This window comes from Ruegeria sp. AB9, from assembly GCF_056542585.1.
The window spans coordinates 684,658-709,372 of record NZ_JBQGAA010000001.1 but is presented as its reverse complement, the minus strand read 5'-3'; the positions used below and the strand labels follow the sequence as shown (position 1 = coordinate 709,372).

General features: G+C 57.6%; 25 protein-coding genes. 7 read left to right on the top strand and 18 right to left on the bottom strand.

The genetic code is table 11. The features are described 5' to 3' along the window. Positions 1-75 precede the first annotated feature (75 nt). Complete coding sequence (locus ACR0K5_RS03630; RefSeq protein WP_480628364.1) at positions 76-1,965, top strand: acyl-CoA synthetase; 1,890 nt, start codon at positions 76-78, stop codon at positions 1,963-1,965. Positions 1,966-1,977: 12 nt separating this feature from the next. Then, positions 1,978-2,901 carry an alpha/beta hydrolase gene (locus tag ACR0K5_RS03625; protein WP_480628363.1) on the top strand — a complete coding sequence of 308 codons (924 nt, stop codon included), beginning with the start codon at positions 1,978-1,980 and terminating at the stop codon, positions 2,899-2,901. Between the two features lie 65 nt (positions 2,902-2,966). Here the strand turns inward: ACR0K5_RS03625 and ACR0K5_RS03620 are convergent, their stop codons facing one another. The 14 genes from ACR0K5_RS03620 to ACR0K5_RS03555 all read right to left on the bottom strand — a co-directional run bounded on the left by ACR0K5_RS03620 (position 2,967) and on the right by ACR0K5_RS03555 (position 17,954). After that, on the bottom strand, positions 2,967-3,803 hold the full coding sequence (locus ACR0K5_RS03620; protein WP_480628362.1) for an alkaline phosphatase family protein: 837 nt from the start codon (positions 3,801-3,803) through the stop codon (positions 2,967-2,969). A gap of 154 nt (positions 3,804-3,957) precedes the next feature. Next, entirely contained in the window at positions 3,958-5,595 is a 1,638-nt protein-coding gene (locus tag ACR0K5_RS03615; RefSeq protein WP_480628361.1) for an ABC transporter ATP-binding protein, read from the bottom strand. Beyond that, positions 5,592-6,407 (bottom strand): ABC transporter permease, encoded by an 816-nt coding sequence (locus tag ACR0K5_RS03610; RefSeq protein WP_480628360.1) that lies wholly within the window; start codon positions 6,405-6,407, stop codon positions 5,592-5,594. The genes ACR0K5_RS03615 and ACR0K5_RS03610 overlap by 4 nt, the downstream gene beginning before the upstream one ends. Beyond that, entirely contained in the window at positions 6,404-7,360 is a 957-nt protein-coding gene (locus ACR0K5_RS03605; RefSeq protein WP_480628359.1) for an ABC transporter permease, read from the bottom strand. The genes ACR0K5_RS03610 and ACR0K5_RS03605 overlap by 4 nt, the downstream gene beginning before the upstream one ends. 15 nt (positions 7,361-7,375) lie before the next feature. Next, complete coding sequence (locus ACR0K5_RS03600; protein WP_480628358.1) at positions 7,376-8,962, bottom strand: ABC transporter substrate-binding protein; 1,587 nt, start codon at positions 8,960-8,962, stop codon at positions 7,376-7,378. A gap of 236 nt (positions 8,963-9,198) precedes the next feature. After that, on the bottom strand, positions 9,199-10,302 hold the full coding sequence (locus ACR0K5_RS03595) for a DUF4147 domain-containing protein (protein WP_480628357.1): 1,104 nt from the start codon (positions 10,300-10,302) through the stop codon (positions 9,199-9,201). Beyond that, positions 10,302-10,739, bottom strand: coding sequence for a D-aminoacyl-tRNA deacylase (gene dtd, locus ACR0K5_RS03590; RefSeq protein WP_480628356.1), 438 nt, complete (start codon positions 10,737-10,739; stop codon positions 10,302-10,304). Before dtd ends, ACR0K5_RS03595 begins: the two co-directional genes overlap by 1 nt. A gap of 40 nt (positions 10,740-10,779) precedes the next feature. Then, positions 10,780-11,448 carry a nitroreductase gene (locus ACR0K5_RS03585; RefSeq protein WP_480628355.1) on the bottom strand — a complete coding sequence of 223 codons (669 nt, stop codon included), beginning with the start codon at positions 11,446-11,448 and terminating at the stop codon, positions 10,780-10,782. Positions 11,449-11,514: 66 nt separating this feature from the next. Next, a complete protein-coding gene (locus ACR0K5_RS03580) occupies positions 11,515-12,633 on the bottom strand; it encodes a TFIIB-type zinc finger domain-containing protein (protein ID WP_480628354.1) in 1,119 nt (372 codons plus the stop codon). A 54-nt stretch (positions 12,634-12,687) separates the two neighbouring features. Beyond that, a complete protein-coding gene (locus tag ACR0K5_RS03575) occupies positions 12,688-13,836 on the bottom strand; it encodes an SPFH domain-containing protein (protein ID WP_480628353.1) in 1,149 nt (382 codons plus the stop codon). 22 nt (positions 13,837-13,858) lie between these two features. Then, positions 13,859-14,869: a DUF2927 domain-containing protein gene (locus ACR0K5_RS03570; RefSeq protein WP_480628352.1), complete on the bottom strand. Its 1,011-nt coding sequence runs from the start codon at positions 14,867-14,869 to the stop codon at positions 13,859-13,861. Next, positions 14,829-16,019 (bottom strand): toxic anion resistance protein, encoded by a 1,191-nt coding sequence (locus tag ACR0K5_RS03565; RefSeq protein WP_480628351.1) that lies wholly within the window; start codon positions 16,017-16,019, stop codon positions 14,829-14,831. Before ACR0K5_RS03565 ends, ACR0K5_RS03570 begins: the two co-directional genes overlap by 41 nt. 30 nt (positions 16,020-16,049) lie before the next feature. After that, on the bottom strand, positions 16,050-16,964 hold the full coding sequence (locus tag ACR0K5_RS03560) for a 5-bromo-4-chloroindolyl phosphate hydrolysis family protein (RefSeq protein ID WP_480628350.1): 915 nt from the start codon (positions 16,962-16,964) through the stop codon (positions 16,050-16,052). Positions 16,965-17,138: 174 nt separating this feature from the next. Further along, positions 17,139-17,954 (bottom strand): pseudouridine synthase, encoded by an 816-nt coding sequence (locus tag ACR0K5_RS03555; protein ID WP_480628349.1) that lies wholly within the window; start codon positions 17,952-17,954, stop codon positions 17,139-17,141. Between the two features lie 61 nt (positions 17,955-18,015). Between ACR0K5_RS03555 and ACR0K5_RS03550 the strand changes: the two genes are divergently transcribed. Beyond that, positions 18,016-18,471 (top strand): nucleoside deaminase, encoded by a 456-nt coding sequence (locus ACR0K5_RS03550; protein ID WP_480628751.1) that lies wholly within the window; start codon positions 18,016-18,018, stop codon positions 18,469-18,471. 18 nt (positions 18,472-18,489) lie between these two features. On the opposite strand, the gene ACR0K5_RS03545 is transcribed toward ACR0K5_RS03550, so the two are convergent. Together ACR0K5_RS03545 and ACR0K5_RS03540 are read right to left on the bottom strand one after the other, a co-directional pair. Then, entirely contained in the window at positions 18,490-19,467 is a 978-nt protein-coding gene (locus ACR0K5_RS03545) for an adenylate/guanylate cyclase domain-containing protein (RefSeq protein WP_480628348.1), read from the bottom strand. A 41-nt stretch (positions 19,468-19,508) separates the two neighbouring features. After that, positions 19,509-20,201, bottom strand: coding sequence for a metal-dependent hydrolase (locus ACR0K5_RS03540; protein WP_480628347.1), 693 nt, complete (start codon positions 20,199-20,201; stop codon positions 19,509-19,511). Between the two features lie 60 nt (positions 20,202-20,261). On the opposite strand from ACR0K5_RS03540, the gene ACR0K5_RS03535 reads away from it, so the two are divergent. After that, positions 20,262-20,933 carry a ceramidase domain-containing protein gene (locus ACR0K5_RS03535; protein WP_480628346.1) on the top strand — a complete coding sequence of 224 codons (672 nt, stop codon included), beginning with the start codon at positions 20,262-20,264 and terminating at the stop codon, positions 20,931-20,933. Between the two features lie 75 nt (positions 20,934-21,008). On the opposite strand, the gene ACR0K5_RS03530 is transcribed toward ACR0K5_RS03535, so the two are convergent. Further along, complete coding sequence (locus ACR0K5_RS03530) at positions 21,009-21,572, bottom strand: DUF4202 domain-containing protein (RefSeq protein WP_480628345.1); 564 nt, start codon at positions 21,570-21,572, stop codon at positions 21,009-21,011. A gap of 156 nt (positions 21,573-21,728) precedes the next feature. Then, on the bottom strand, positions 21,729-21,887 hold the full coding sequence (locus ACR0K5_RS03525) for a hypothetical protein (protein WP_480628344.1): 159 nt from the start codon (positions 21,885-21,887) through the stop codon (positions 21,729-21,731). 229 nt (positions 21,888-22,116) lie between these two features. Here ACR0K5_RS03525 and gatC point away from each other — a divergent pair, with 229 nt between their 5' ends. From gatC to ACR0K5_RS03510, 3 genes are read left to right on the top strand one after another with little or no spacing between them, the layout of a single operon-like run. Continuing rightward, positions 22,117-22,404, top strand: a complete 288-nt coding sequence (gene gatC, locus ACR0K5_RS03520; RefSeq protein WP_050602932.1) for an Asp-tRNA(Asn)/Glu-tRNA(Gln) amidotransferase subunit GatC — start codon at positions 22,117-22,119, stop codon at positions 22,402-22,404. 2 nt (positions 22,405-22,406) lie between these two features. Next, positions 22,407-23,894, top strand: coding sequence for an Asp-tRNA(Asn)/Glu-tRNA(Gln) amidotransferase subunit GatA (gene gatA, locus ACR0K5_RS03515; protein ID WP_480628343.1), 1,488 nt, complete (start codon positions 22,407-22,409; stop codon positions 23,892-23,894). Between the two features lie 38 nt (positions 23,895-23,932). Then, positions 23,933-24,637 (top strand): hypothetical protein, encoded by a 705-nt coding sequence (locus ACR0K5_RS03510; protein WP_480628342.1) that lies wholly within the window; start codon positions 23,933-23,935, stop codon positions 24,635-24,637. Positions 24,638-24,715 lie beyond the last annotated feature (78 nt).

Below are 24,715 nucleotides of genomic sequence, written 5' to 3'. Positions count from 1 at the left end.
GGTTTGTTTTGCTTCCATCTTGGTTGTGAACAACAAGCCCGCGCAAAACGCGGGAGAGTATACGGGAGGAACCACATGGCCTTTGTGGGATTGGAAGACAAAACGCGCATGGAACAGGAAATGCCGTGGGAGGATCGGGATTTGCCTGTCACCTTCCATCAGCTCTTGTCGCGCACGGCGGGTAAGTTCCCTAACCACAATGCCATAAGTTTCCAGCTTTTTTCCGGCCCTAATGAAAAGGCCGAAACCCTGACCTGGTCAGAACTGCTGCGCCAGGTCAATCAGGCGGCGAACCTGTTCCGCTCGCTGGGTGTTGGTGAAAACGACGTGATCGCCTATGTGCTGCCCAACTGCAACGAGACCCTGGTCACTATGATGGGCGGTGCAGTCGCGGGGATCGTGAACCCGATCAACCCGCTGCTTGAACCGGAACAGATCGCAGCGATCCTGCGTGAGACCGGTGCCAAAGTCGTAGTTACACTGAAGTCCTTTCCGAAAACGGATGTTGCACAGAAGGTGGAAGAGGCCGTTCGCCACGCACCCAGGGTCAACACCATTCTGGAGGTTGATCTGAACCGGTATCTGACCCCACCCAAATCATGGCTGGTGCCGTTCCTGCGGCCCAAGATGGGTGACAAGGAAAAGCTGGCGCACGCGGATTACAAGAACTTCAATAAAGAACTGGCCAAGCAGCCGGCAACGCTGACCTTTGAAGACAGCAAAGAGGATCGTGTCGCCTGTTATTTCCATACTGGCGGCACCACGGGTATGCCAAAGGTGGCGCAGCACAAGTATTCCGGTCTTATCTATAACGGCTGGTTGGGCAACACGCTGCTGTTTGATGAAAACGACGTCATCATGTGCCCTCTGCCCATGTTCCATGTCTTTGCAGTGCATGTGATCGTGATGGCGGCTGTATCGTCGGGCGCGCATGTGATTTTCCCGACACCACAGGGATATCGCGGCGACGGGGTATTCGACAATTTCTGGAAGTTGATCGAGCGCTGGAAAGTAAGCTTCATCATTACAGTACCCACCGCGATCTCGGCTAAAATGCAGCGTCCGGTCGATGCCGATATCTCAAGCGTAAAAACGGCCTTCTCGGGCTCGGCCCCGTTGCCGGTGGAACTTTTCCGCCGCTTTGAAGAGGCAACGGGTGTCACCATTGTCGAAGGCTATGGCCTGACCGAGGCCACGTGCCTGGTCTCGTGCAATCCGGTTGATGGTGAAAAAAAGATCGGATCGATCGGTATTCCGTTCCCATATACGGACGTCAAAATCCTGCAGGACGGGCCGGATGGACCAACCGAATGCGGTACCGATCAAATCGGTGAGATCTGTATCTCGAACCCGGGTGTCTATGCGGGCAATACTTACACCGAGACCGACAAGAACGTTAACCTATATCACTTCGATAAATACCTGCGCACAGGCGATCTGGGGCGCTTCGACGAAGATGGTTACCTGTGGATCACCGGCCGCGCGAAAGATCTGATCATTCGTGGCGGTCACAACATTGATCCCGCCGAGATCGAAGAGGCTTTGCTGGGCCATGAGGCCGTTGCTTTTGCCGGCGCCATCGGACAGCCGGATGCGCATTCCGGTGAAGTTCCCTGCGCCTTTGTCGAACTGGTTGAGGGCGCTTCGGCCACCGAAAAAGAGCTGATGGATTATTGCAAAGTTCACGTGCATGAGCGTGCGGCGCAACCCAAGCATATGACCATTCTGGATGAACTGCCAAAAACCGCCGTTGGCAAGGTGTTCAAGCCGGATCTGCGGAAGCAGGCCATCACCCGCATCTACAACGACGCTCTTGAGGGCGCGGGTATCGCGGCGCGGGTCGTTTCGGTGATCGACGACAAGAAACGTGGCCTTGTCGCGCAGCTTGACGCGAACGGATCTTCGGAAGACGATGTCTCGAAAGTGCTGGGGGCGTACACCCGGCCGTGGGAATGGTCTGACTGAACCGGAGGGAAAATGGACTATGAACGCCTGATCGACGAAGAAACCTGGGCGTTCATACGTCGCACGGCCGAGAGCTATCCTGATGACGCGGTAGAATTGTCCATCGAGGATCAACGCCGGGTCTATGACAAAATGTGTCAGGACTTTCGCCAATCGCGCCCAACAGGCGTGGAAACACTGGACCGGACGGCCGATGGCGTTCCGGTTCGTATCTATTCTGCCGGGCAACCAACCCGAACTGTCGTCTATTTTCATGGCGGCGGTTTTGTCGTTGGTGGTCTCGACAGCCATGATGATGTCTGCGCCGAATTGTGCGCCCAGACCGGGTATCGAGTAGTCGCGGTTGATTACCGGCTGTGCCCGGAACATGTGCACCCCACGCAGTTCGAAGACTGTTGGACAGCTACGAGTTGGACAGCAAATGAATATGGTGACCCGCTGATCCTGACCGGTGACAGTGCCGGTGGGAACCTGGCTGCCGCTGTGTCCCACCACGCACGCGGGCGTTTGGACGGCATCCTTGGACAGGTATTGATCTATCCTGGGCTCGGCGGGGATCGCACGCAGGGGTCCTATCTTGAACATGCCCAAGCCCCTTTGCTGACGCTGGACGAAATAAAATTCTATGAATCTGTCCGATGCGCGGGTGATCAGCCCCAGGGCGATCCAACCTACGCGCCGCTGCAGGACAGCAACTTTTCGAACCTGCCCCCGACTGTGGTTGTGACGGCTGATTGCGACCCGCTGCGCGATGACGGGCAGGTCTATTGTGGGCGGGTCATCGCGGCGGGCGGGCAGGCCCACTGGATCAACGAATCCGGTCTGGTCCACGGCTATCTGCGCGCGAGAACCTCGGTGAAACGTGCTGCCGACAGTTTCGAACGCATCTCGGTTGCAATCGAAGCGCTGGGGCAGGGGATCTGGGCCTATGACTAGGCGGTGGCGCGGTCGCACTGACTGAAGACGGCGTTTGGCCGTCTTCAGCTGGTAAAAATGCAACCTTACTTAAGGAAAGGTTCAGCCTTCATTGTCTCTGCAACCGGTGCGCCCATGCGGCTGAGGATGGTTGGAGCCAACTGCAACTGGTGGATCACGGTCTCTGCATCCGGCCCGTCCGCATCACCGAAATAGTACAGCGCTGTTTCCTGTTGCAGCGGGCCGCGCCCGCCGTGGTGACCGCGCTCGTCCTGGCCGTGATCGGCAGTGACGATCACTTCATATCCCAGCTGGCGCCAGCGGGGAATGAAAGGGGCCAGCATTTCATCGGCAACGAAACAGGCATGATCCATTTCCTCACAATCGTGGAAGAAACGGTGACCCATGCTGTCCAGCGTGCAGGTGTGCAGGATGCCGTAATCCAGTCCGAATCTCAGGCACAGATTGGTCAGAGTGCCATACAGGTCGACATCGGACGGTGTCATCTGATTGTCTTTTCCGTAGCCGGTCATGCTGTGAAAACGGCCATGGTTGATTGTCTGGCTCTCGGGCTCATCATATTCGATGTCCCGGACGAAATCGAATGGATGACGGTTGAAGAACTGCGACCAGTAGCTGTGTGTCACCGCTCCGGTCACACCACCGGCCTCACGCACCTGGCTGAACACGTCCTTATGGCTCAGTCGGAAGACGTTTCCATTTCCGGTACAGCCATGCTCTTGCGGTGTCACACCTGTGTGGATCGACGCATAGCAACTGGCAGAAGTCGAAGGCAGCACCGCGCGCAGTTTCCAGACCCGCGCTTCACCGCTGTCGACCCAGCCTTCGAGATTGCCGAACAGGCGGCGAAAGTTGCGATAGGGGACGCCGTCCAGAATGATGAGGAGAAGCTTGCGGTCCATGTCGAGGCCCTTTGAGAGTCATTGCGTTCAGGCGACCCTATGAGATTCGCAATCGATGGGCTGCCACTTTGCGCCCCCAATAGCAAAATCCCGACACCTGTCATCAGACAAAGCGCCGGGATTTCAAAGCTTCATCGAATTGTCACGAACCGGATCAGTTCCCGGCGCTTTCCATTTTGCGATGAGCGACAACCTCTTCCAGCCAGCCCAGGTGCATTTCGGGCACCGAACTGAGCAGAAGGTCGGTATAATCGTCGAACGGCGGGCTCAGCACCTGGCTCTTCGAGCCGTAACGCGCCACGCGGCCCTGATACATCACCGCGATGCTGTCGCTGATCGCACGGACCGTCGCCAGATCGTGGGTGATGAACAGATAGGCCACATCCTCGATCTTCTGCAGATCCAGCAGCAGCTTGAGGATGCCGTCCGCAACCAAGGGGTCGAGCGCCGAGGTGACTTCGTCACAGATGATCATCTTGGGCTTCGCCGCCAGCGACCGGGCGATACAGACACGCTGTTTCTGGCCGCCAGACAATTCCGCCGGGTAGCGATCCATGAACTTCTCGCCCAGTTCGATCTCATCCAGCAGCTCAATGACCCGCTTGCGCTTTTCGGCGCCGCGCATGTTGAAATAGAACTCCAGAGGTCGGCCGATGATCGTGCCCACTGTCTGACGCGGGTTCATCGCCACGTCAGCCATTTGGTAGATCATCTGCAACTCGCGCAGGTCTTCGCGGGTGCGGCCCTTGAGGTCGGGCGAAAGCTTGCGCCCGGCAAAGGTGATCTCGCCGTCGCGCGGTGGCAGAAGGCCGGTGATCACGCGCGCCAGTGTGGACTTGCCCGAGCCGGACTCGCCCACAACCGCCAGAGTCTGCCCCGGATGAAGCTCAACATTGACATTGTGCAGAACGTCGAAATTCAACCCCTTGTAGCGCGCGGTGATACCGTCGACGCTGAGCACCGGTTCTGGTGTGGGTTGCTTTTCTTCGTGTTCGATCGACCGTACCGAAACCAGAGCCTTGGTATAGTCTTCCTGCGGGTTGTTGATGATCTGGTCGGTGTTGCCGTATTCGACCGTGTTCCCCATCCGCAGCACCATGATGTCATCGCTCACCTGCGCCACAACCGCCAGGTCGTGGGTGATATAGAGCGCGGCAACGCCGGTATCTGCGATGGCTTCCTTGATCGCCATCAGAACGTCGATCTGAGTCGTCACGTCCAGTGCGGTTGTGGGTTCGTCGAACACAACCAGATCTGGTTCGGGGCACAGCGCCAGCGCGGTCATACAACGTTGCAGCTGACCGCCCGAAACCTGGTGCGGATAGCGTTCACCGATGTTGTCCGGGTCGGGCAGACCCAGCTTGGCGAACAGCTCGCGCGCGCGGCCTTCGGCCTCTTTGCGGCTGAACTTCTTCTGTTCGACCGCGGCTTCGACCACCTGATCCATGATCTTCTTGGCCGGGTTGAAAGACGCCGCTGCTGACTGAGACACATAAGTGACCTCACCGCCGCGCAGTTTGCGTATGTCGCCGTGTGACGTTTTCAGAACGTCCCTGCCGTTGACCCAGACCTCACCGCCGGTGATCTTCACGCCGCCCCGCCCGTAAGCCATTGAGGCCAGACCGATGGTGGACTTGCCAGCACCGGATTCACCGATCAGGCCCAGCACCTTGCCGCGCTCGAGGTCAAAGCTGACCCCGTGCACGATTTCGATGTCATGGGGTTTTTCACCTGGCGGATAGACGGTCGCGCCGATCTTGAGGTCACGGACCTTGAGAATGGTATCACTCATCCCCGGCCTCCTTTCAGCGATGTGGTGCGGTTGAGGACCCAGTCAGCCACAAGATTGACCGAGATGGCAAGCGTCGCGATGGCCACGGCGGGGTAAAGGGCTGCCCCGATGCCGTAAACGATGCCGTCCTTGTTTTCTTTCACGATGCCGCCCCAGTCTGCCAGCGGCGGCTGCACGCCCAGACCCAGGAAAGACAGGGTCGAGACAAACAGAACCATGAAGATAAACCGCAGACCCAGTTCGGCCACCAGTGGTGACAATGCGTTAGGCAGGATTTCCCGGAAGATGACCCAGACCTGGCCTTCACCGCGCAGACGTGCGGCCTCGACATAGTCCATCACGGCGATATCCACCGCAACGGCACGCGCCAGACGATAGACGCGGGTGGCGTCCAGCAGGCCCATGACGACAATCAGAACGGGAATGGTGACCGGTACCATGGCCAGAACCACCAGCGCAGTGATCAGCGACGGGATCGACATGATCAGGTCAACGGTACGTGACATGACCTGATCAGCCCAGCCGCCCAGAACAGCGGCCAAAAAGCCCAGGATCGAACCGGTCACGAAGCTGAGGATTGTCGCGGCAGTTGCGATGAAGATCGTCGTGCGTCCGCCGTAGATCATGCGGCTCAGCAGGTCGCGTCCGATATTGTCGGTGCCCAGCCAAAACTCGGGGCTGGATGGTTCCCAAACATCGCCGACGACCTCGGCCATCCCATAAGGCGCCAACAGAGGCGCAAAGACGGCGACGATGAAATACAGGGCCGTGAAGGCCAATCCGATCATTGCAGAGATAGGAATGTTCTTCATTTCGGATGCCTCAGCCTTGGGTTGGCCAAAATGGCAACGATATCTGCGATCATGTTTAGTCCGATGTAGATGGCAGCGAAGATGACGCCGCATGCCAGAACAACCGGCACGTCACGCTTGGTTACGTGGTCCACAAGGTACTGTCCCATTCCAGGATAGACGAACACCACTTCGACCACGACGACGCCGACGACCAGATAGGCCAGGTTCAGCATAACCACGTTAACGATGGGCGCGATTGCGTTGGGCAACGCGTGGCGGTAGATGATCTTGAAATTGCTCAGGCCCTTGAGTTCTGCAGTTTCGACATAAGCCGATTGCATGACGTTCAGGATTGCAGCGCGGGTCATCCGCATCATATGCGCCAGAACAACCATTGTCAGAACGATGACAGGCAAAGCAATGGCATTCAGCTTTTGCCCGAAGGACATACTGTCATTGATCATGGCCAGCGGAGAGAACATTCCCAGTTTGACCGCAATGAAATAGACCAGAACGTAACCGATCAGAAACTCGGGGATCGAGATCGTGGTCAGCGTCACAGCCGAAATCAGCTTGTCCGGCCAGCGGTTGCGGTAGCGCACGGCCAGCAGGCCAAGAAAGATGGCAAGTGGAACTGACACGATTGCAGCCCAGAATGCCAGGAAAAGAGTGTTACCCAGACGGCTTCCGACGGATTCAGCAATATCCAGCTTGTTGGTCAGGGATTGTCCCAGATCACCTTGAACAATACCACCGAGCCACTCGAAATAGCGGGTCAGGGCGGGGCGGTTCAGACCCATTTCTTCGCGCAGGTTTGCCAGCGCCTCAGGGGTTGCAGATTGGCCAAGGACAGCTTGCGCTGCGTCCCCGGGGAGGGCTTCGGTGAGGCCGAAAATCAGAGCCGATGCACCGAAGAGAAGCAGGAGTCCCAGCGCTAAGCGCTGGAACACCAGTTTGATGATAGGATGCATGATCCGTAGCCCGTATCAGACGAACCACATTTTGCGGGATATGTTGCCGTTCATCATCTCTTGGGTCGGATCGCTTTCCCAGCCGTCCAGCTGATTGCTGATACCTTCGACAAAGTCGTTGAACATCGGGCAAATCAGGCCACCCTCATCACGGACCATGCGGCCCATCTGGCTATAGATGCCCTTGCGCTTTTCCGCGTCCAGTTCAGCGCGTGCCGAGAACAGCAAGTCGTCAAAGGCTTGTACTTTGAAGCGCGTGTCGTTCCAGTCCGCCGTCGACAGATACGCGGTCGAGTACATCTGGTCCTGAACCGGGCGACCTCCCCAGTACGAGGCACAGAAGGGCTGCACGTTCCAAACCTCGGACCAGTAGCCGTCATTCGGCTCACGCTTGATCTCAAGCGGAATCCCAGCCTGAGAAGCTGATTGTTGGAACAGGGCAGCGGCATCCACGGCACCCGGGAACGCCCCGTCTGCTACGCGCAAGATGATTGGCGAGCCGTCATGGCCGGACTTCTTGTAGTGCTCAGCAGCTTTTTCAATGCTGAATTCACGCTGTTCGATGGTTTCGTCGAACAGCGGATAGGCTGCATTGATCGGCATGTCGTTTCCGATGGAGCCATAGCCGCGCAACACTTTGTCCACCAAATCTGCACGATTGATGGCATATTTCAGGGCTGTTCGCAGTTCATTGTTGTCGAACGGTGCGGTATCGCAGTGCATGATGAAGACGTAGTGGCCACGACCAGCGGTCGAATGCACGGTCAGGTTAGGTGCACGCCCCAGCAGGTCCGCAACCTTAGGTTCAACCCGGTTGATGGCGTGAACCTGACCGGATTGCAGCGCTGCGGTTCGTGCGGTTGCGTCGTTGATAACTACGACTTCAACGCTGTCAAAGTTGCCAAAATCAGAGTTCCAGTGGTTCTCGTTTTTTGTGAACAGGTGACGCACACCGGGCTCGTCTACTTCGACTTTATATGGTCCGGTTCCGATACCTGCCCCCGGATCATCCATGCCGCCATCGGGCTGAATGATCAGGTGGTAGTCGGCCATCAGATACGGAAGGTCGGCATTTGGCTCGGACAGCGTGACCTGGAAGTTGTCGCCATCGGCTTTCATGGACTCAATGCCCTTCATGATGCCAAGTGCACCAGATTTCGAGTCCTCGTTCGAGTGACGTTCCATGGTTTTTAGAACGTCCTCGCTGGTCATGGTCTTGCCGTTGTGAAACTCGACACCTTGACGCAGTTTAAAGGTCCAGACCTTGGCGTCCGCGCTGCCTTCGACGCTTTCCGCCAGGCGCGGCTCGATGGATCCATCGGGTGCAACTTCTACAAGCTGGTCACCGAATTGCTTGCCGTTTTGGAACGGAACCGAGCTGGCATAGGTTGCGGGATCCAGCGAGTTGGTGGATTCGCCACCCTGAAGGCCAAACTTCAGGTCACCGCCCTTTTTAGGTCCTGCTGCGCGCGCAGCGTCCGCGAACATCGTGCTGGCCACGGCAGCCGAAACACCCAGGGCCGCGGCTTTCCCCATAAATTCGCGGCGGGTCATTTTTCCGGCTGTGACCTGACCGGCCATATGCGTGATTTGTTCGTTCATTTAGTGATCTCCCTATTGAGTGGTTCCAGCCCTTTTCGGGCTTTTTGTTGACGCATGAGTCAACGTTGGCTTATTTCCGCGGACCGGGCAAGGTTATTTCTCCTAAATACCTAAGGCAGAAGTCCTCACATTATTGCCCGGTGCGCGGTAATCGCTGTGAGGGTGTTCAAGTGCGATCTGCATTTCCAGCCAGTTTCCGGTTCATTGGCGGCCAAAGCGGTAGGAAATGCGTCAATTCATCCACGTATAGCGACAACGAGATCCATGACATTGGTGCCGGTTGGCCCGGTTGTCAGCAAGGCTTCGGCTTTTTCAAGAAATGACCCACTATCGGCGTTTTGAAGTGCGCGGTTGGCGCCATCACCCCATGTTGCGCCTGTTATGATTCCGCCCGCCGCATTTGTCGGGCCATCCGTGCCGTCTGTGCCGCCCACAACGACCACAAGATCCGTCTGGCCGGAAATCTCTTTTGCCAAAGCCAGCGCCAGGGCCTGATTTCTGCCCCCACGCCCCGGGCGATCAGGCAAAACCACAGTCGGTTCGCCGCCGAAGATCATCACACCCTTTTCCATCCCGCGCAACATCGGCCCAAGATGCGCCGCGACCTGCAAATAGTCGTCGTGCAGGGCCTCATCATTGGTGAGAACCTGCAACCCCACCGTTTTCGCAGCTTTGGCAGCCGCATTGCGGGCATGTGCGTTAGAGGCGACGATCCGGGTGGTGGCCGCAAAGGAGTGGCTGTCGGGCAATGCACCGATTCCCGACCCGATGACGTTCAGATCGTCTCCGGGCACGTCCGAAATCGCCAGAACAGTAGCGCGGCTTCCCGCGAAATGAGACAGCAGACCACCGCCCTTGATACGAGAAATCTTGCGCCGCTCGGCATTCATTGCGCGGATATCCAGCCCTTCCGACAGCAGTTTGCGGTTCAATGCCTCGACGTCACCGAGCGATGTTCCGGGAAGAAGGTCTTCGGCCAGGGATGACGCGCCGCCCGAGACCAGCAGCAGCACGTGTGATCCCGGCTCCATCTGTTCCATGGCGAGGCGCAGTGCCCGCCCGCCTGCAAGACTGCGGTCATCTGGGACGGGGTGCGACGCTTCTATCACCTCGACCCCAGCCGGCAGGTCGCGGCCATGATCGTCTTTGGTGACAACAAGCGTCGGGATAGCGCCAAAATGTGCCAGTGCGGCCCGCGCCATGGCTGCGGCTGGTTTGCCCACGGCCAGAATACGGTCCGGTTTCGGGACATCCGGCAAGGCGGCTTCGATGGCCTCGTATCCGCCTACGGCATCAACGCCAGCCTGCCACAATTCGGCGGCTTGCTTTTCAATATCCATCAATTCTCCACCCAGATCGTAACCGGCCCATCATTTACCAGCTCTACCGCCATGTCTGCTCCAAAACGCCCGGTTTCCACCGTGATACCCTGCGCGGCGAGGTGATCTGCGAATGTCTCGTACAATTGTTCCCCCAGCTCAGGTGGGGCTGCGTTCGAAAAGCCGGGGCGATTGCCGCTGGTGGTGTCCGCCGCCAGAGTAAACTGACTGATCACCAAGGCAGATCCTCCGACATCCTGAATCGAACGGTTCATCTTACCGGTATCGTCCTTGAAAACCCGTAACTTGGCTGTCTTTTCAGCCAGTTTTTTCGCCTGTGCCTCGCTGTCGCCTTGCATGGCACAGACAAGGATCATGAGACCCGGACCGGATGTGCCGACGACGGTATCATCGACCGAAACTTTGGCGTGTGCCACCCTTTGCAGCAATGCGCGCACTTGGTTCCTCCCCCGAACGTAAGCCTGCCTGAGCGATGGTTTAGCCGCGCCAGTCCACAAAGTCACCCAATGCTGCGCGTTCCGTGCGGAAGTTGTTTGCAGGGTGGGTCGTGTCTGAATAGCCAAAGGAAATTGCGCATAGGATCAACCGGTCATCCGGGATCTTAAAGTACTGGCGCAAAAAAGGGCTGTATGCGGCCAATGCCGCTTGCGGGATGGTTGCGACGCCCAACGCCTGAGCGGCGAGCGTAAAGGCCGTGACAAAGCCGCCGCAGTCCATTGCCCCATAAGGTCCAAGTTCTGCCGGGCTTGAGACGATGGCACAATGTGGGGCGTCAAACAGGGCGAAGTTCCGCATCATTTGCTGCGCCGATCCCGCGCGATCCCCCCGTTCTACGCCAACCGCGCTGTAGAGCGCCCAGCCGCAGGCTCGGCGACGGTCCTGATAGGCGCCGGAGTAAGACGCTGGAAATGGAAGGTCGGGGGCCGTGGTGCCGTTTTCCGCCTCGCTTAGCATCGCATCGCGGAACTTGTTGGTTTCGTCCCCACTGGTGATCACCAATTGCCAAGGTTGCGCGTTGCACCAGCTTGGAACCCGGGATGCGCTGGCCACGATCTGTTCGATCTGTTCTTGCGGCACAGGGTCAGGCAGAAAGGCCCGGCAGGAATGGCGTTTCTCCAGCAAAGTGTTCAATTCAGCAAACGGCACAGGGACCTCGTCTCCAAAGTTGCAAGCTCGAAGATGACCGGGCCACGCGCAATGTACAAGAGGTTGTTATTGCTGTCCTGTTGCCATCATGTACCCGATCCCCGCAGCAACGAGCAGGCCCAGTACAACGGCGATTGTGATCTTTATTGCGGACCAGGGGCGTTCTCCCTGAACCCGCCCGGTTCTGCCGTTCACGACAAAGCGATAGGTCTGGCCACGATACTTGTAGGCCGCCATCCAGATCGGCAGCAGAATGTGTTTGAATGTCACATCGCGCACGTCAGTGTCCACGGCATGGATGCGTTGCCGGTCGCCGCCGATATCAAAACGCACGTCCCGCTCGATCACGCGTGCCATATGGGTGCGGGCTTCGGTGTAGCCTTCCTTCAGTTCAACTGTATAGGCCTCGGCGCGAAAACCTGCGAGGTATTCTGGCTGGTAGGGTTCCAGAGCGGGCAGGTCCCATGGCTCCAGCGCATCGGTGTAGGCCTTGGGCAGCGACCTTGAGGCCAGTACCAATACGTCGTCAAAAAACCGGGTGACACGGCCTGACTTGGGCGTCCAGCGGACCTTTGGCACCTGTTGTTGCACCCGTTTTCCATCCCGCATGACAGTGCGGGTTTCATAGTAGACAATGCCGCGCTCACCGCGATAGGCAGACTTGGTATCGGCATCGAAGGTCCAGTACGGCACATAGATACCCTGCATCCTGCGCCCCTTGCGGGCATAGTCTTTCAATCCGTTTGGAGCGAACCACAGCTGCCCCAACCAATCGCTCATTGCCTTGTGGGCCGAGCGTTCATCAAGCGCAAAAGGCAGAACGCCTTTCGGTTTGATATGTCGGTTCAATCCGGTGTCAGTCACAACCGGAGTGGCGCAGAACGGACATTCCGCGGCATGCGTGTTGGGGTCGAATTCAACCTGCGCCGCACAGTTCGGGCAGGACAGAACGCGGGTTTCCTCTATCTCGCTTTCAGGCAGGCGATCCGCGATGGCGGTATCAAAATCCAGCTCGCGCAGGCTGGCGCCGCCCCATGGGCCAGCGCCTATCGGCTCGGAGTTCCCGCAATGATCGCAGGTCAGTGTGCCGTTGCCTGGATTGAAGCGGTAATCCGCGCCGCACTGGTTGCAGGGGAATCGATGTTCCTGTTCCAGTTTCGGAGACGAAGACAAGCTGTCACTCATTTATGTCACGCTTCCACTTTTGCGATTCAACTGCGATGCGTTGTGCGGGTTTGATCAGCTTCCGGGCGGAGGCGGCGGCAATATAGTGAACAGCTGTGCCAGTTCCTGTATGTCTCCCGCCTTTTTCCAACCGTCCTGACCAGCGGTCCAGACATAGGTGTCCCGTGTCAGGTCGCCTTCGGTGGCCATGCGGCCCATCTTGGCCTTGGAAAATGGGCCACTGGTCTGCCCGTCCACTGCGATATGCCAGACATGCTCAACCGGGGGAGGGGGCGGCGGTGCCGCATGGGGTGTCGTTTGCGGGGCAGCGGGGGTGGGCGATCCCCACGGGCCACTTGGTTGGCCCGCTGTCATGTTCGACATTTGCTGCGCCATCGCCATGCCCATTCCCATGCCAAGACCAGCGCCCATGCCACCGCCTTGCCCCGGATTGTTGGCCGCAGCCGTCATCGCTTCGGCGGCCGAGTATTGCGTGAACTTGCCCAGATCTCCGGCCAGTCCCATCGAAGTCCGCTTGTCCAGTGCCGCCTCGACCGCAGGCGGCAGTGAGATATTTTCGATGTAGAATTCCGGCATCTCCAGTCCATAGCTGTCCAGCACCGGTGACACCTCGGCTGCAATCAGCTTGCCCAGATCGGCGGTGTTTGCAGCCATGTCCAGCACCGGAATGCCCGAACCCGAGATGACGCGGCTGAACTCCTGTACGATGATATTGCGCACCTGAAAGCTGATCTCGTCCATGGTGAATTCGCCGTCTGTGCCGACGATCTCGACCAGGAATTTGGCCGGGTCTTTGACGCGCACGGTATAAGTGCCATAGGCGCGGATACGGGTTGGACCGAATTCCGGGTCACGCAGCATGATGGGGTTCTTGGTGCCCCACTTCAGGTCATTGAACCGGGTCGTGTTGACGAAATAGACCTCGGATTTGAACGGCGATTGAAACCCGTGATCCCAGTGCTGCAGCGTGGTCAGGATCGGCATGTTGTTGGTTTCAAGCATATAGAGGCCCGGCGTGAACACGTCCGCCAGTTGGCCCTCATGCACGAACACTGCCGCCTGACCTTCACGCACCGTCAGCTTGGCCCCGTACTTGATCTCGTGGCCTTCGCGTTCGAACCGCCAAACCATGGTGTCGCGGGTGTCATCCACCCAATGGATGACATCAATGAATTCTCCGGTCAGAAAATCGAATATTCCCATTTGGGTTCTCCTGTCCTTGGGGTCAGAGCGGCTGCCCCATCAATTCTCGTGCAATGATGCGGATTACCGGGCGTGCATCATCTACGCCCACACCGGGCTGCAATCGCTGGTCATACAGCATCGTCAGCAGTTTCTCGTCATGACTGGTCAGCAAGGCGAACTCGTCATCATCGTTGAAGATCGAAGGTCGCGCTGCCGGGCTGTCGTTCGACAGGCCCAGCCCCTGCGCGATTTCTTCGTGGATGCAGCTTTCGCGGACCAGATCGGTCAACTCGGCCCTGATCAGCGATACGGCACGCACGTACCTGTGTGGCGAGGAGGTTGTCGCCGATGCAAACACCAAACAATCAAAACTGGCCCGTGGGTTGGCCACCAGGTTCAGCGAGTCTTGGCTAATATTGGGGATAAGTTGCTTCAGGCGGGATACGACATATGCGCTGTCGTCCTTGCCCGCGAAGAAGACGTGGAAATTGGCGTTGCGAGAGACGACGGAAATTGGATGATCCGTCAGCTTGGCGAGACGGTTGGCAAAAGACTGAACCTGAGCGGCGTCCGTTTCCCGTGTTGAAGGAAGTACAGACGGTCCGAATTCTGTCTGTATGCGGACGGGCCCGGACCATCGGCTGAGTTGCCCGTCCGTCTGGCGCGAGCCAATTGATGCGCTCTGCGTCGGATACTCACTGTAGAAAGCGATCGCTTCGAAATTCCGTGCCAGATCGTCGGCATCATAAGGGGTGTCCGGGCCACCCCCATCTGTGCGTAACAGCCCCCGGACCAGAAGGTCGCGTTCGACCCGGTGATAAAAGCGTGCCAGATCCTGACTTGCTGCGGAAGGCGGCACATAGGCATTGGCAGCCTGAGGCGTTGGTGTCGGGCGCGTCTGTGGCACAACCGAAGACGTCAGGGTTTCATCGCAGTTGGCTAAAGCCAACAACGAGACGATCCCTAACGCCAGTTTCAGACAAACTACAGGACGCACTTTGAACACGCCTTTAGCCGGGCACCGCAGTACCGGCATTGTCGCCGGTTCCATCACGACGTGCCTTGGCGGCGGCCAGTGTATCACGCAGTTCTGTTTCCATTTTCTGCAATTCAACTTCGGCAGCGGCGCGCTTGGCCTTGCCTTCGTCAGCTATAGCCAGGCTTTCATTGATGGTGCCGATAAGGTCGGCATTCGCTTGCTTGACCGCTTCGATGTCAAAGACGCCGCGCTCCATTTCTTCGCGGATCATCTTGTTGGATTCACGCAGGTTTGCCGCGTTCGAGGTCAAAAGCTCGTTGGTCAGATCGTTGGCATCGCGCACGGCAGCCGCTGCTTCGGCGCTACGCTGGATGGTGACGGCCTGTGCCAGTTGCGTTTCCCAGAGAGGGACCGTATTCACCAGTGTCGAGTTGATCTTGGTCACCAGCGATTTGTCGTTTTCCTGAACCAACCGGATCGACGGCAGCGACTGCATCGTGACCTGCCGTGTCAGTTTCAGGTCATGAACCCGGCGCTCGAGATCATCGCGCGCGGCGCGCATGTCGCGCAGCTCCTGCGCTTTCATCACCTGTTGTTCTTCGGGGACTGCCTGAACTTCGGCCTCCTTCTCAGGAATGTCGTGGCTGTCCAACTCTGTCAGTTTTTCCTCACCTGCCGCGATGTAAAGCGCCAGTTCGTCATAGAAATCCAGCGTCTTTTCATACAGCAGGTCCAAAGACTTGATATCCTTGAGCAAAGTGTGCTCATGCCCCAGAAGATCGTCTGTAATGCGATCGATCTGGCCCTGAACGTCTTCGTACTGAGCGGTAAACTTGGCAAACGGCGCGGCCCTGCCCAACAGTTTTTCCCACCAGCTACGCTCGCGCCGCACGTCAAGTTCACTGACCGAGAAACCGCGAATCGTGGTTACGATGTTGCGCAGGCTGTCACCGGCCGGGCCTACATCCTTGTTGCGCACATCCGCCAGCATGGCCTGGCTGATTTCCTGCAACTCTGCCTGTGCAGATGAGCCGAAAGCCACGATCGAATTGGTGTTGCCCATGTCGATCTCATCCATCCGCTTGCGGATTTCAGCGCTGACGGGCTCGTCAGCTTCTTCCAGTGACACGATCTCGGCCTGTGGTTCAGGCAGGGCAACCGCAATGACTTCCTGTACCAAAGTTTCGGCCTGAACTGCCTTGTTCTTGATCTCATCGGACATGGGGATATTCCTCGCTGAAATAATAGCCGGTCAGTCAAACCGGACGCCTTCGCGCTGCAGTCTTTCGCGCAACACGTCAATTTCGACCGTCAGATCACTGCGGTCATCCAATAGCATCTTGCGCGTACGCGCAGCGAAATTCTGTTCCAGATCGTCCAGCAGGGCGGAATAGTCCGCCAACGCTTGCCCGTCGCGTGTACGGGAATAGACATCGGCAAACTTGACAGTCGCATCACGTGCGCCCTGCAGATAGACCGTCAGATATTTCCTTGCGCCGGCCAGATCCCGGGGGTCTTCTTCGACAGTGCGAAACAGATCGCGCGCGGTGTCCTGAAACCGCTCGACACGGGCCTCGACCCGACGGTCGCCTGCTCGTTTGATCGCGTCCGTCATCTCGGACAGGTGTTGTTCGGCATCATCGACAACGCGGGCCACGCGGTCTTGCTGAAAGGTGTCGATCCCTTCCATGCCCTTGTTTTTCATCGGGTCCAGCCCGAATGAGACAGAGTGCAGAACGGTTGCTGCTACGCCAAATAGCATCGGCGCCAACAAGCTGGCCTGCGCGGCGGTTTCGGCATCCAGAAACTCGGTTCTGTAAGAGGCAAGGCCAGCGCCAAGGCCGGTCAGAAGACTGGCAAAAATCTTTCGCGGAAAAGCAGGCCGACGGGCGGTTTTGCGGACGTTATACGCGGCCTCGGCTCGCAGACCTTCGCGCAACAAAAACGCGGCAGCTGTCAAAATGCCGGCGGCGACCAGCCCGATGGTCATACCGATCGCGCCATCGTTCAGGGACAGAAATACCAGAGGAATGGCGGGCAGAAACAGAATATTCGCCCGCGCGCCAGCAGGCTCGACACGGGCGCCATCGAACTGGCCCCGAGGCAGAGGTGCGTCACTCGACTCATCGCCCTGCGGGCTGTATTTTCCGCCAAACCGCTTTGCCATGGCTCACAGACCTCCAAGCAAGCCGGTGCAAACACCAAGCAACAGCACCAGCAGTACAGCGTAGGCCAGTTTTTGCACTCCGCTTCCGGACATCACGCCCCCCAATAGCAGCATTCACTGAAAATTTAGGGGATGCGCAGGCTTAGCGCTAGGGGGAAGGTTGCCGAACCTGCATCACTTGCGGGGATTCTTGCCGATTTGAGGCCGCTTTCGTTGCGGCCGTGCCGGGCGTTTGCGCGCGCTGTCGGGTTTGTCTTCGGAATCCAGACCCAGTTGGTCCCGCATTACACGGCGACGAATTTCTTCGACTTCGCCCTGTTTCAGGGTCCCCAGTTGGAATGGGCCGTAGGACACGCGCAACAGACGGTTCACGGTAAACCCGATATCTTCCATCGCGCGGCGGATTTCGCGGTTCTTGCCTTCGCGCAAGCCGATCGTCAGCCAGGCATTTGCACCCTGTTGGCGATCCAACGACACGGTCATTGGCTGAAACCGCTCTCCTTCGATCACCAACCCTTTGCGCAGCGGGTCGAAATCTTCGTCCTTCGGGCGACCGTTCACTCGCACGCGGTATTTGCGCAACCAGCCGGTCGAGGGCAGTTCGAGCTTGCGCTTGATGCCACCGTCATTGGTCAGCAACAGCAGACCTTCGGAGTTCAGGTCCAGCCGGCCGACGCTCATGACGCGTGGCATATCTACGGGCAGCTTGTCGAAAATCGTGTCGCGCCCTTTTTCGTCGCGAGTCGTCGTCACCAACCCCGCCGGCTTGTGATACAGCCACAGGCGCGAGGGTTCCGGCTCTGAGACCGGCTTGCCGTCGACAACGATTTTGTCTTTCGCCGTTACGTTCAAGGCGGGGCTGTCGATGGTCTTGCCGTTCACTGCCACGCGGCCTGCTTCGATCATGCGTTCCGCCTCGCGCCGCGATGCTACGCCGGCGCGGGCCAGAACTTTGGCGATCCGGTCGCCGGGAGGAGGGGTCTTGTTCATGTCAGGGCCATACCCCATCCCGCGCGCTTGCGAAAGGCAGGTTTCTGATGCAGTCAGGGGCATGGTGTTCAAATCGCATATGGAACAGGCGTTGTCCGAGGCGCGCGCGGCAGCGGATCGTGGAGAAGTGCCCGTCGGCGCTGTTATCGTCGGTCCAGACGGAAACGTTGTGGCGGCTGCCGGGAACCGAACGCGTGAGTTGAATGACCCGACGGCCCATGCAGAAATCGTGGCCTTGCGCGCAGCTTGTGCAAAGGCGGGCTCTGAACGGCTGCCGGATCATGATCTTTACGTCACGCTGGAACCTTGTGCGATGTGCGCTGCGGCCCTGGCGGCCGCGCGCATCCGGCGGATCTATTATGGTGCTTCAGATCCCAAATCTGGAGGGGTGGCCCATGGGGCGCGGGTCTTTTCGCATCCGCAAGCTCACCATGTGCCTGAGATTTATGACGGCATCTCAGCTGCGGAATCCGAATACTTGCTGAGATCATTCTTTGCGGGACGGCGAGCGACCTGAGTAGGCTGTCGCGAAACCTTACCGTTTTCGCCAATCAAGCTTGTAAATCTTGTGATTCCCTTTCAGGCCTTTAAGCGGCACGGTTGCGGCATCGGAAAACGAGAACCGAGCCCTGCTTCCGACCATAATCCTGGTCGCGTCGGACACGCGAATCTCATCTGGCGCGCACATCGAAGCGATCCGTGCCGCTTTGTTTACGACCGTTCCAAAATAGTCCCCGTCGGCCTCCAGAACATCACCTGTATGAATTCCAATTCTGGCCCGCAGGCGTGGTTCGTTTTTGTCTGAATTAAGAGTATTTTGGATTGACCGGGCTGCCTCAAGCGCACTGCGGGCCGTTGGGAACGCAGACATTGTTCCGTCACCCAACGACTTTATCATTTTCCCGCCTGTTTGATCGATCTCCGCTTCGACTTTCTCCAAATGGTACTTGACGGCCTGGTTCCAGAGATGATCGCCGATCGCCTGCGCAATGGCTGAACTGTCGGCGATGTCAGTGAACATGATCGACGCTATACCAGAGGGGTTTTGCCGCAATTCTTCCTGGTCCACCGCTAGCAACAGGTCGTCGAAACTCTTGGCTTCGAACCCCATCGCCTCAATATTCGAAACGGGATTGGAATTGTGGATCTGAACGATGCGCCATACAGCGTCTTCAAGAATGAATACAAAAGAAATACGAAAATCCACGGCTTTATCTGTTTCTGGCGCGTAGACCTTGGCGCGCCAGACAGCCCATCCGACCGAACCAACTTCGTGCGCGACGATGCTGGACTCGTTAATAATGAATTTCGGCACGTCCTCGATGTATGCTTTATACCCGGTCCGGAGCGCGTCTCCGATCCAGAACTCGTCATCGGCTGATCCCAAGTATGTCAGAGCATTGGACTTTGAAAACAGGTTGACAACGATGTCTGTTTCACGCGCGCCAAATGCCGAGACCCATCTTTGAACTATGGCCTCCAATTCAGGCGATGTGGCAATACGGTCATCCATTCTCTGATGAGTTTGGCTCGAAATACGACCATGATTATACCCTATAGCCTTATCGGCGTCATCACTTCCGGCTCAATAACCTCAACACCTGGTAACCTGTCGATCAGGTCCTGAGCCGATTGTTCCAGAATGGGGAAAGTCTGGTAGTGACATGGGATGACCGTCTTGAAGTTGAAGTACCGTTCTGCGGCATAGGCGGTGGCTTTCATGTCCATTGTAAAATGCCCGCCAGCCGACAGGATGCCGATATCTGGTTTGTAGTAATCTCCCATCCAATCCATGTCGGCCATGATGTCGGTATCGCCCGAGACGTAGAGCATATGCCCCTCAGTCGCGATCATGAAGCCGACCTCACTGCCGCCGGTGCGCAGACCGTCCGGTGTTGAAAAAGTCGAGCTGTGGGAAGCAGGAACCATTGTCACCTTGATCCCGTTCAGATCGACAGTGCCGCCCTTGTTGAAGCCAATGGTCTCAATGCCTTCCGCTTCGCTCCAATACCCCATTAGATCGTACTGTCCGACGACGGGGATTTTCAGGTGTTTAGCCAGCGGCAGAATATCAACCACATGATCAAAATGCGTATGGGTCAGAAGGATATGCGTCGCCCCGTCCAGCGCCGCGTCATGTTGATCCTCGGGCAAGACCGGGTTACCGGTCAGCCAAGGGTCAATCAGCAGCACCTGCCCCTCAGTTTCAATGCGAAAACTGCCATGACCCAACCAGATAATATTCATAAATTATTTCCTCCCGAACATTCTGTTGGCGGCAGCCTAACATCGGTTATGTAAAATTCCATGGACTGGATTCGAGAAATTGATGGCTATTGTGAACGCTTGTCGCCGGGCTATTGGGCCGAGCCAATTAACGCGATCACAAACGCGGCCTTTCTGATTGCCGCCTGGATCATGTGGCGACGCGTGCGCAATCAGGGCATGCCGCTGGCCATGGTTCTGGTCGTGATTTTGGCGATGATCGGGATTGGCAGCTATTTGTTTCACACACATGCGCAGGTCTGGGCGGCCTTTGCAGATGTTGTGCCGATCCTTCTGTTCATTCTGGTCTATATATTTGCAGTGAACAGAGACATCTGGTGGATGTCCCCTGGGATGGCATTTGGAGGAACACTGCTGTTTCTTCCCTATGCGGCTGCCGCCGCACCACTGTTCCAACTGGTTCCAGGGCTTGGCGGGTCGGCGGTTTATGCGCCGGTCCCTTTGCTGATCCTGATCTACGCGCTCCTGCTGAGGCGCCGTGATCCGAATTTGGCCAAGGGGATGACAATCGGCGCATTGATCCTGATCCTGTCGATCACTCTCCGTGCGCTGGATTTGCCGGTTTGTGGGCAATGGCCGTTAGGAACGCATTTCATGTGGCATATCCTGAATGCCATTATGCTCGGCTGGATGATCGAGGTGTATCGTACGGCCCTCATAAGGGGCCGTTTCGCCAATGATCACGGGTCATGAGGATACGGTGGGATGGCTTCTTGAGATCATCCCAGAGAAATGAAAAGCGGTTGGGGAAATCACGCAGGTTCTTGTTTAGTCCTGAAATGCTGCGGCCAGATGGTCGGGCAGGTCGAATTCACTCAATGCCCGTGCGCGGCCTTCGCGTGACATCTTGCGGGCAGTTTTTTCGACGATGCGCTGGATTTTCTCGGCGGAGTGCTTTGCGGCAAAGGGTTGGAAATACCATTTCAGAAACACAAAACAGATCACGTCTTCCAGCGCCTGCACCTCTTCGTCGCGTTTGATGCCCTGTTTGCGCAACATGCGCCCTGCGGCTTCAGCCTGATCTGCATCGTAGCCTTCTCGGGTCATCAAATTCATCACCACGTCCGCGTGATGAACCCCCTGCGCCTTGCGCCATGCCAGATAGCCTGCCCGGCCTTCCGGATACTCACTGCGCGCAAGTTTCCACCGCTCTACATGCTGACCGCGCGCGGCGATTTGAAGGGCATCGGAAGCGTCCGGAAACAAGCGGCTTAACTCGGAACTCATCCTTTCGCCATAAAGAAGCGCTTCTGGGCGACCATTGTCGAGATTGGGGTCATTTGCATTGGCTGCGTCGATTGCGTCCAGAACCGCTTGTTTTTGCGCGCTCATTATCTGCTCCACTGGCTTGCCTGAACTACAAAATTTCGGAGTAGTTCTGTTTGGTATTCGCAGTTATGCTAACGACTTGCCGTGGGATGTGCATCCTCGAAAATGCAATAAGGCCGGGTCAGAGAGGGGATGTCTGACCCGGCCGGAACCTGCCCATCACTTGGCAGGTTTAACCTGATCCTGCGTGACCGGTTCCGCGATAGGGGGCGGGAAGGTCAACGTGCGTGTCAGGTTGCTTGTGTCGATACCCAAAGCCATGGCCGGTGCGGCCAAAAACGTGGCGGACAAGACTGCGGCTGTCATCAGGGGTTTCATGTTTTTTTCTCCGGTTTGCGTTGTGTCGCATAATTAAAATGAACAGTACAGTTCAGAATTCAAGCTCCATAATGAACTAATCAGTTTACTTTTTCGCATACCACTCATTCAGCTTTGAATAGCAGGTGAAGATCGGGGAATTCGAAACTCGGGCCTGCCTTTGGCGCAGCGGTCTTGCGACTGCCGCAACAGAAGGGTAAACGCCCCTTAACGTAGATGAGGGAAGCCGATGTCGATTGACCAAAGCACCGCCGCCAAAGTGGCCAAACTGGCCCGGATCAAGGTCGAGGATGACGCGCTGCCGGCGCTGGCATCCGAGTTCAACACCATCCTTGGGTTCATCGAGCAACTGAACGAAGTGGATGTCGAAGGCGTCGAGCCGATGGTTTCGGTCGAGCCGATGCGCCTGAAGCGTCGTCAGGACGAGGTCACTGACGGCAACCAGCAAGATAAGGTGCTGGCCAACGCCCCTGACGCGCGCGAGGGCTTTTTCGCGGTCCCCAAAGTGGTGGAGTAAACATGAGCGATCTGAACAAACTGGGCCTGGCTGAGGCGCGCGACGCGCTGCGTGCAGGTGATGTCACTTCAGTCGAGCTGACCGAATCTTGCCTGAAGGCCATTGACGAGGCAGATGCGCTGAACGCTTTTGTCCATAAGACGCCCGAAATCGCGCTGGAACGCGCAAAGGTAGCGGATGAGCGGATCAAGGGCGGCGATGCGCCGTCAATGTGCGGCCTGCCGATCGGCATCAAGGATTTGTTCTGCACCAAAGGCGTGCCGTCGCAAGCAGCATCGGGCATCCTTGAAGGTTTCAAGCCGGAATACGAATCCACTGTGTCGCAGCAGCTGGCAGACTCAGGCGCAGTCATGCTGGGCAAGCTGAACATGGACGAATTCGCCATGGGATCGTCCAACGAAACATCGGTTTATGGAAACGCGGTCAGCCCGTGGCGTCGTGGCAATGATGATGCGCAGCTGACGCCGGGCGGCTCGTCCGGCGGATCGGCATCCGCTGTGGCAGCTGACCTGTGCCTTGCGGCGACAGGTACCGATACGGGCGGTTCCATCCGCCAGCCTGCCGCTTTTGTTGGCATCACCGGTATCAAGCCGACCTACGGCCGCTGCTCGCGCTGGGGCATCGTGGCCTTCGCGTCTTCGTTGGATCAGGCCGGCCCGATGACCAAGAACGTTCGCGACGCGGCGATAATGCTCGAAACCATGTGCGGCCATGACGCCAAGGATTCGACCAGTGCCGAACTGGCCGTCCCGAATTTCGAGGCGATGCTGACCGGCGATATCAAAGGCAAGAAGATCGGTATTCCTAAAGAGTACCGTATGGACGGTATGCCTGCGGAAATTGAAAAGCTCTGGGCCGATGGTGCAGCGATGTTGAAAGATGCAGGCGCTGAGATTGTCGATATCTCGCTGCCGCATACGAAGTATGCGCTGCCCGCCTACTATGTGATCGCTCCGGCCGAGGCGTCCTCGAACCTCGCCCGCTACGATGGTGTTCGCTATGGCCGCCGCGCACAGTTGGCGCAGGGCGATGGCATCACCGAGATGTACGAAAAGACCCGTGCTGAAGGGTTCGGCCACGAAGTGCAGCGCCGTGTGATGGTCGGAACCTATGTGCTTTCGGCAGGTTTCTATGACGCCTACTACAACCGCGCGCGCCGTGTCAGAACCCTGATCAAGAAAGACTTCGAAGACGTGTTCGCGGCCGGAGTCGACGCGATTCTGACCCCGGCGACCCCATCGGCAGCCTTCGGTCTGGGTGAAATGACTGAAGCGGATCCTGTTCAAATGTATTTGAACGACGTCTTTACGGTAACCGTTAACCTGGCCGGATTGCCCGGTATCTCGGTCCCTGCGGGTCTGGATGCACAAGGTCTTCCGCTGGGTTTGCAGCTGATTGGACGACCGTGGGAAGAGGGTGATCTGCTCAACACCGCCTACGCGCTGGAGAACGCCGCCGGGTTTGTGGCCAAGCCCGGGAAATGGTGGTAAGCCTCGGGCGACCGAATACCTAGAAACGGAGCCAGACAATGCGCGTTTTGCTTTTTGTGCCCGTACTGACACTGGCAGCAGCGTGCACGGACGTGGCGCCGCTGACCAGCACAGGTTTCAACACGCCTGAATACCAGGCGCAGCGAGAGGCTCAATTGGCAGGTCAGGGTGCGGTGGGCAACCCGCTTTTGGCTCCGGTTGATGTTTCACAACAACCGTTGGGCGCTCCGGGTACGGCAACTGTTGCCACAGGTGAGAATGCCGACATTGCCAACCAGGCGGCAGCTGCGTTGGCCAGCACGTCTGGGCAAACGCCTTCCACAGCGGCGGCGGTGCCCTTGTCGAGCAACGGCGCAATTTCGGACGAACAGGATTTCGCTGCAGTGTCCGAGCGTCGCAGCATCGAAACTGATGCCGCCCGGATAGAACAGAACAGCCAGACCTATGAGCTTGTGACCCCGACCGCAGTGCCCGAACGCACAGCGGGCGGCCAGACGAACATTGTGCAATACGCGCTGAGCACGTCCAATCCCGTGGGGACACAACTCTATAGCCGCTCAGGATTTAACCTTCAGGCCAAAGCGCAACGGAATTGTGCTCAATTCCCGTCGCCGGATCAGGCGCAGATCGAGTTTTTGTCCAATGGCGGCCCTCAGCGCGACCGCAAGGGACTTGACCCGGATGGCGACGGCTACGCGTGTGGCTGGGATCCCAGCCCGTTCCGCAGTGCTGTCAACAACTGATCCGCTGACGCCAATCTGGCATCCATCACCCAATTTCGGTGAGCGCCGAGATGGGCTGACGCCGAGTTTGATCGTGAT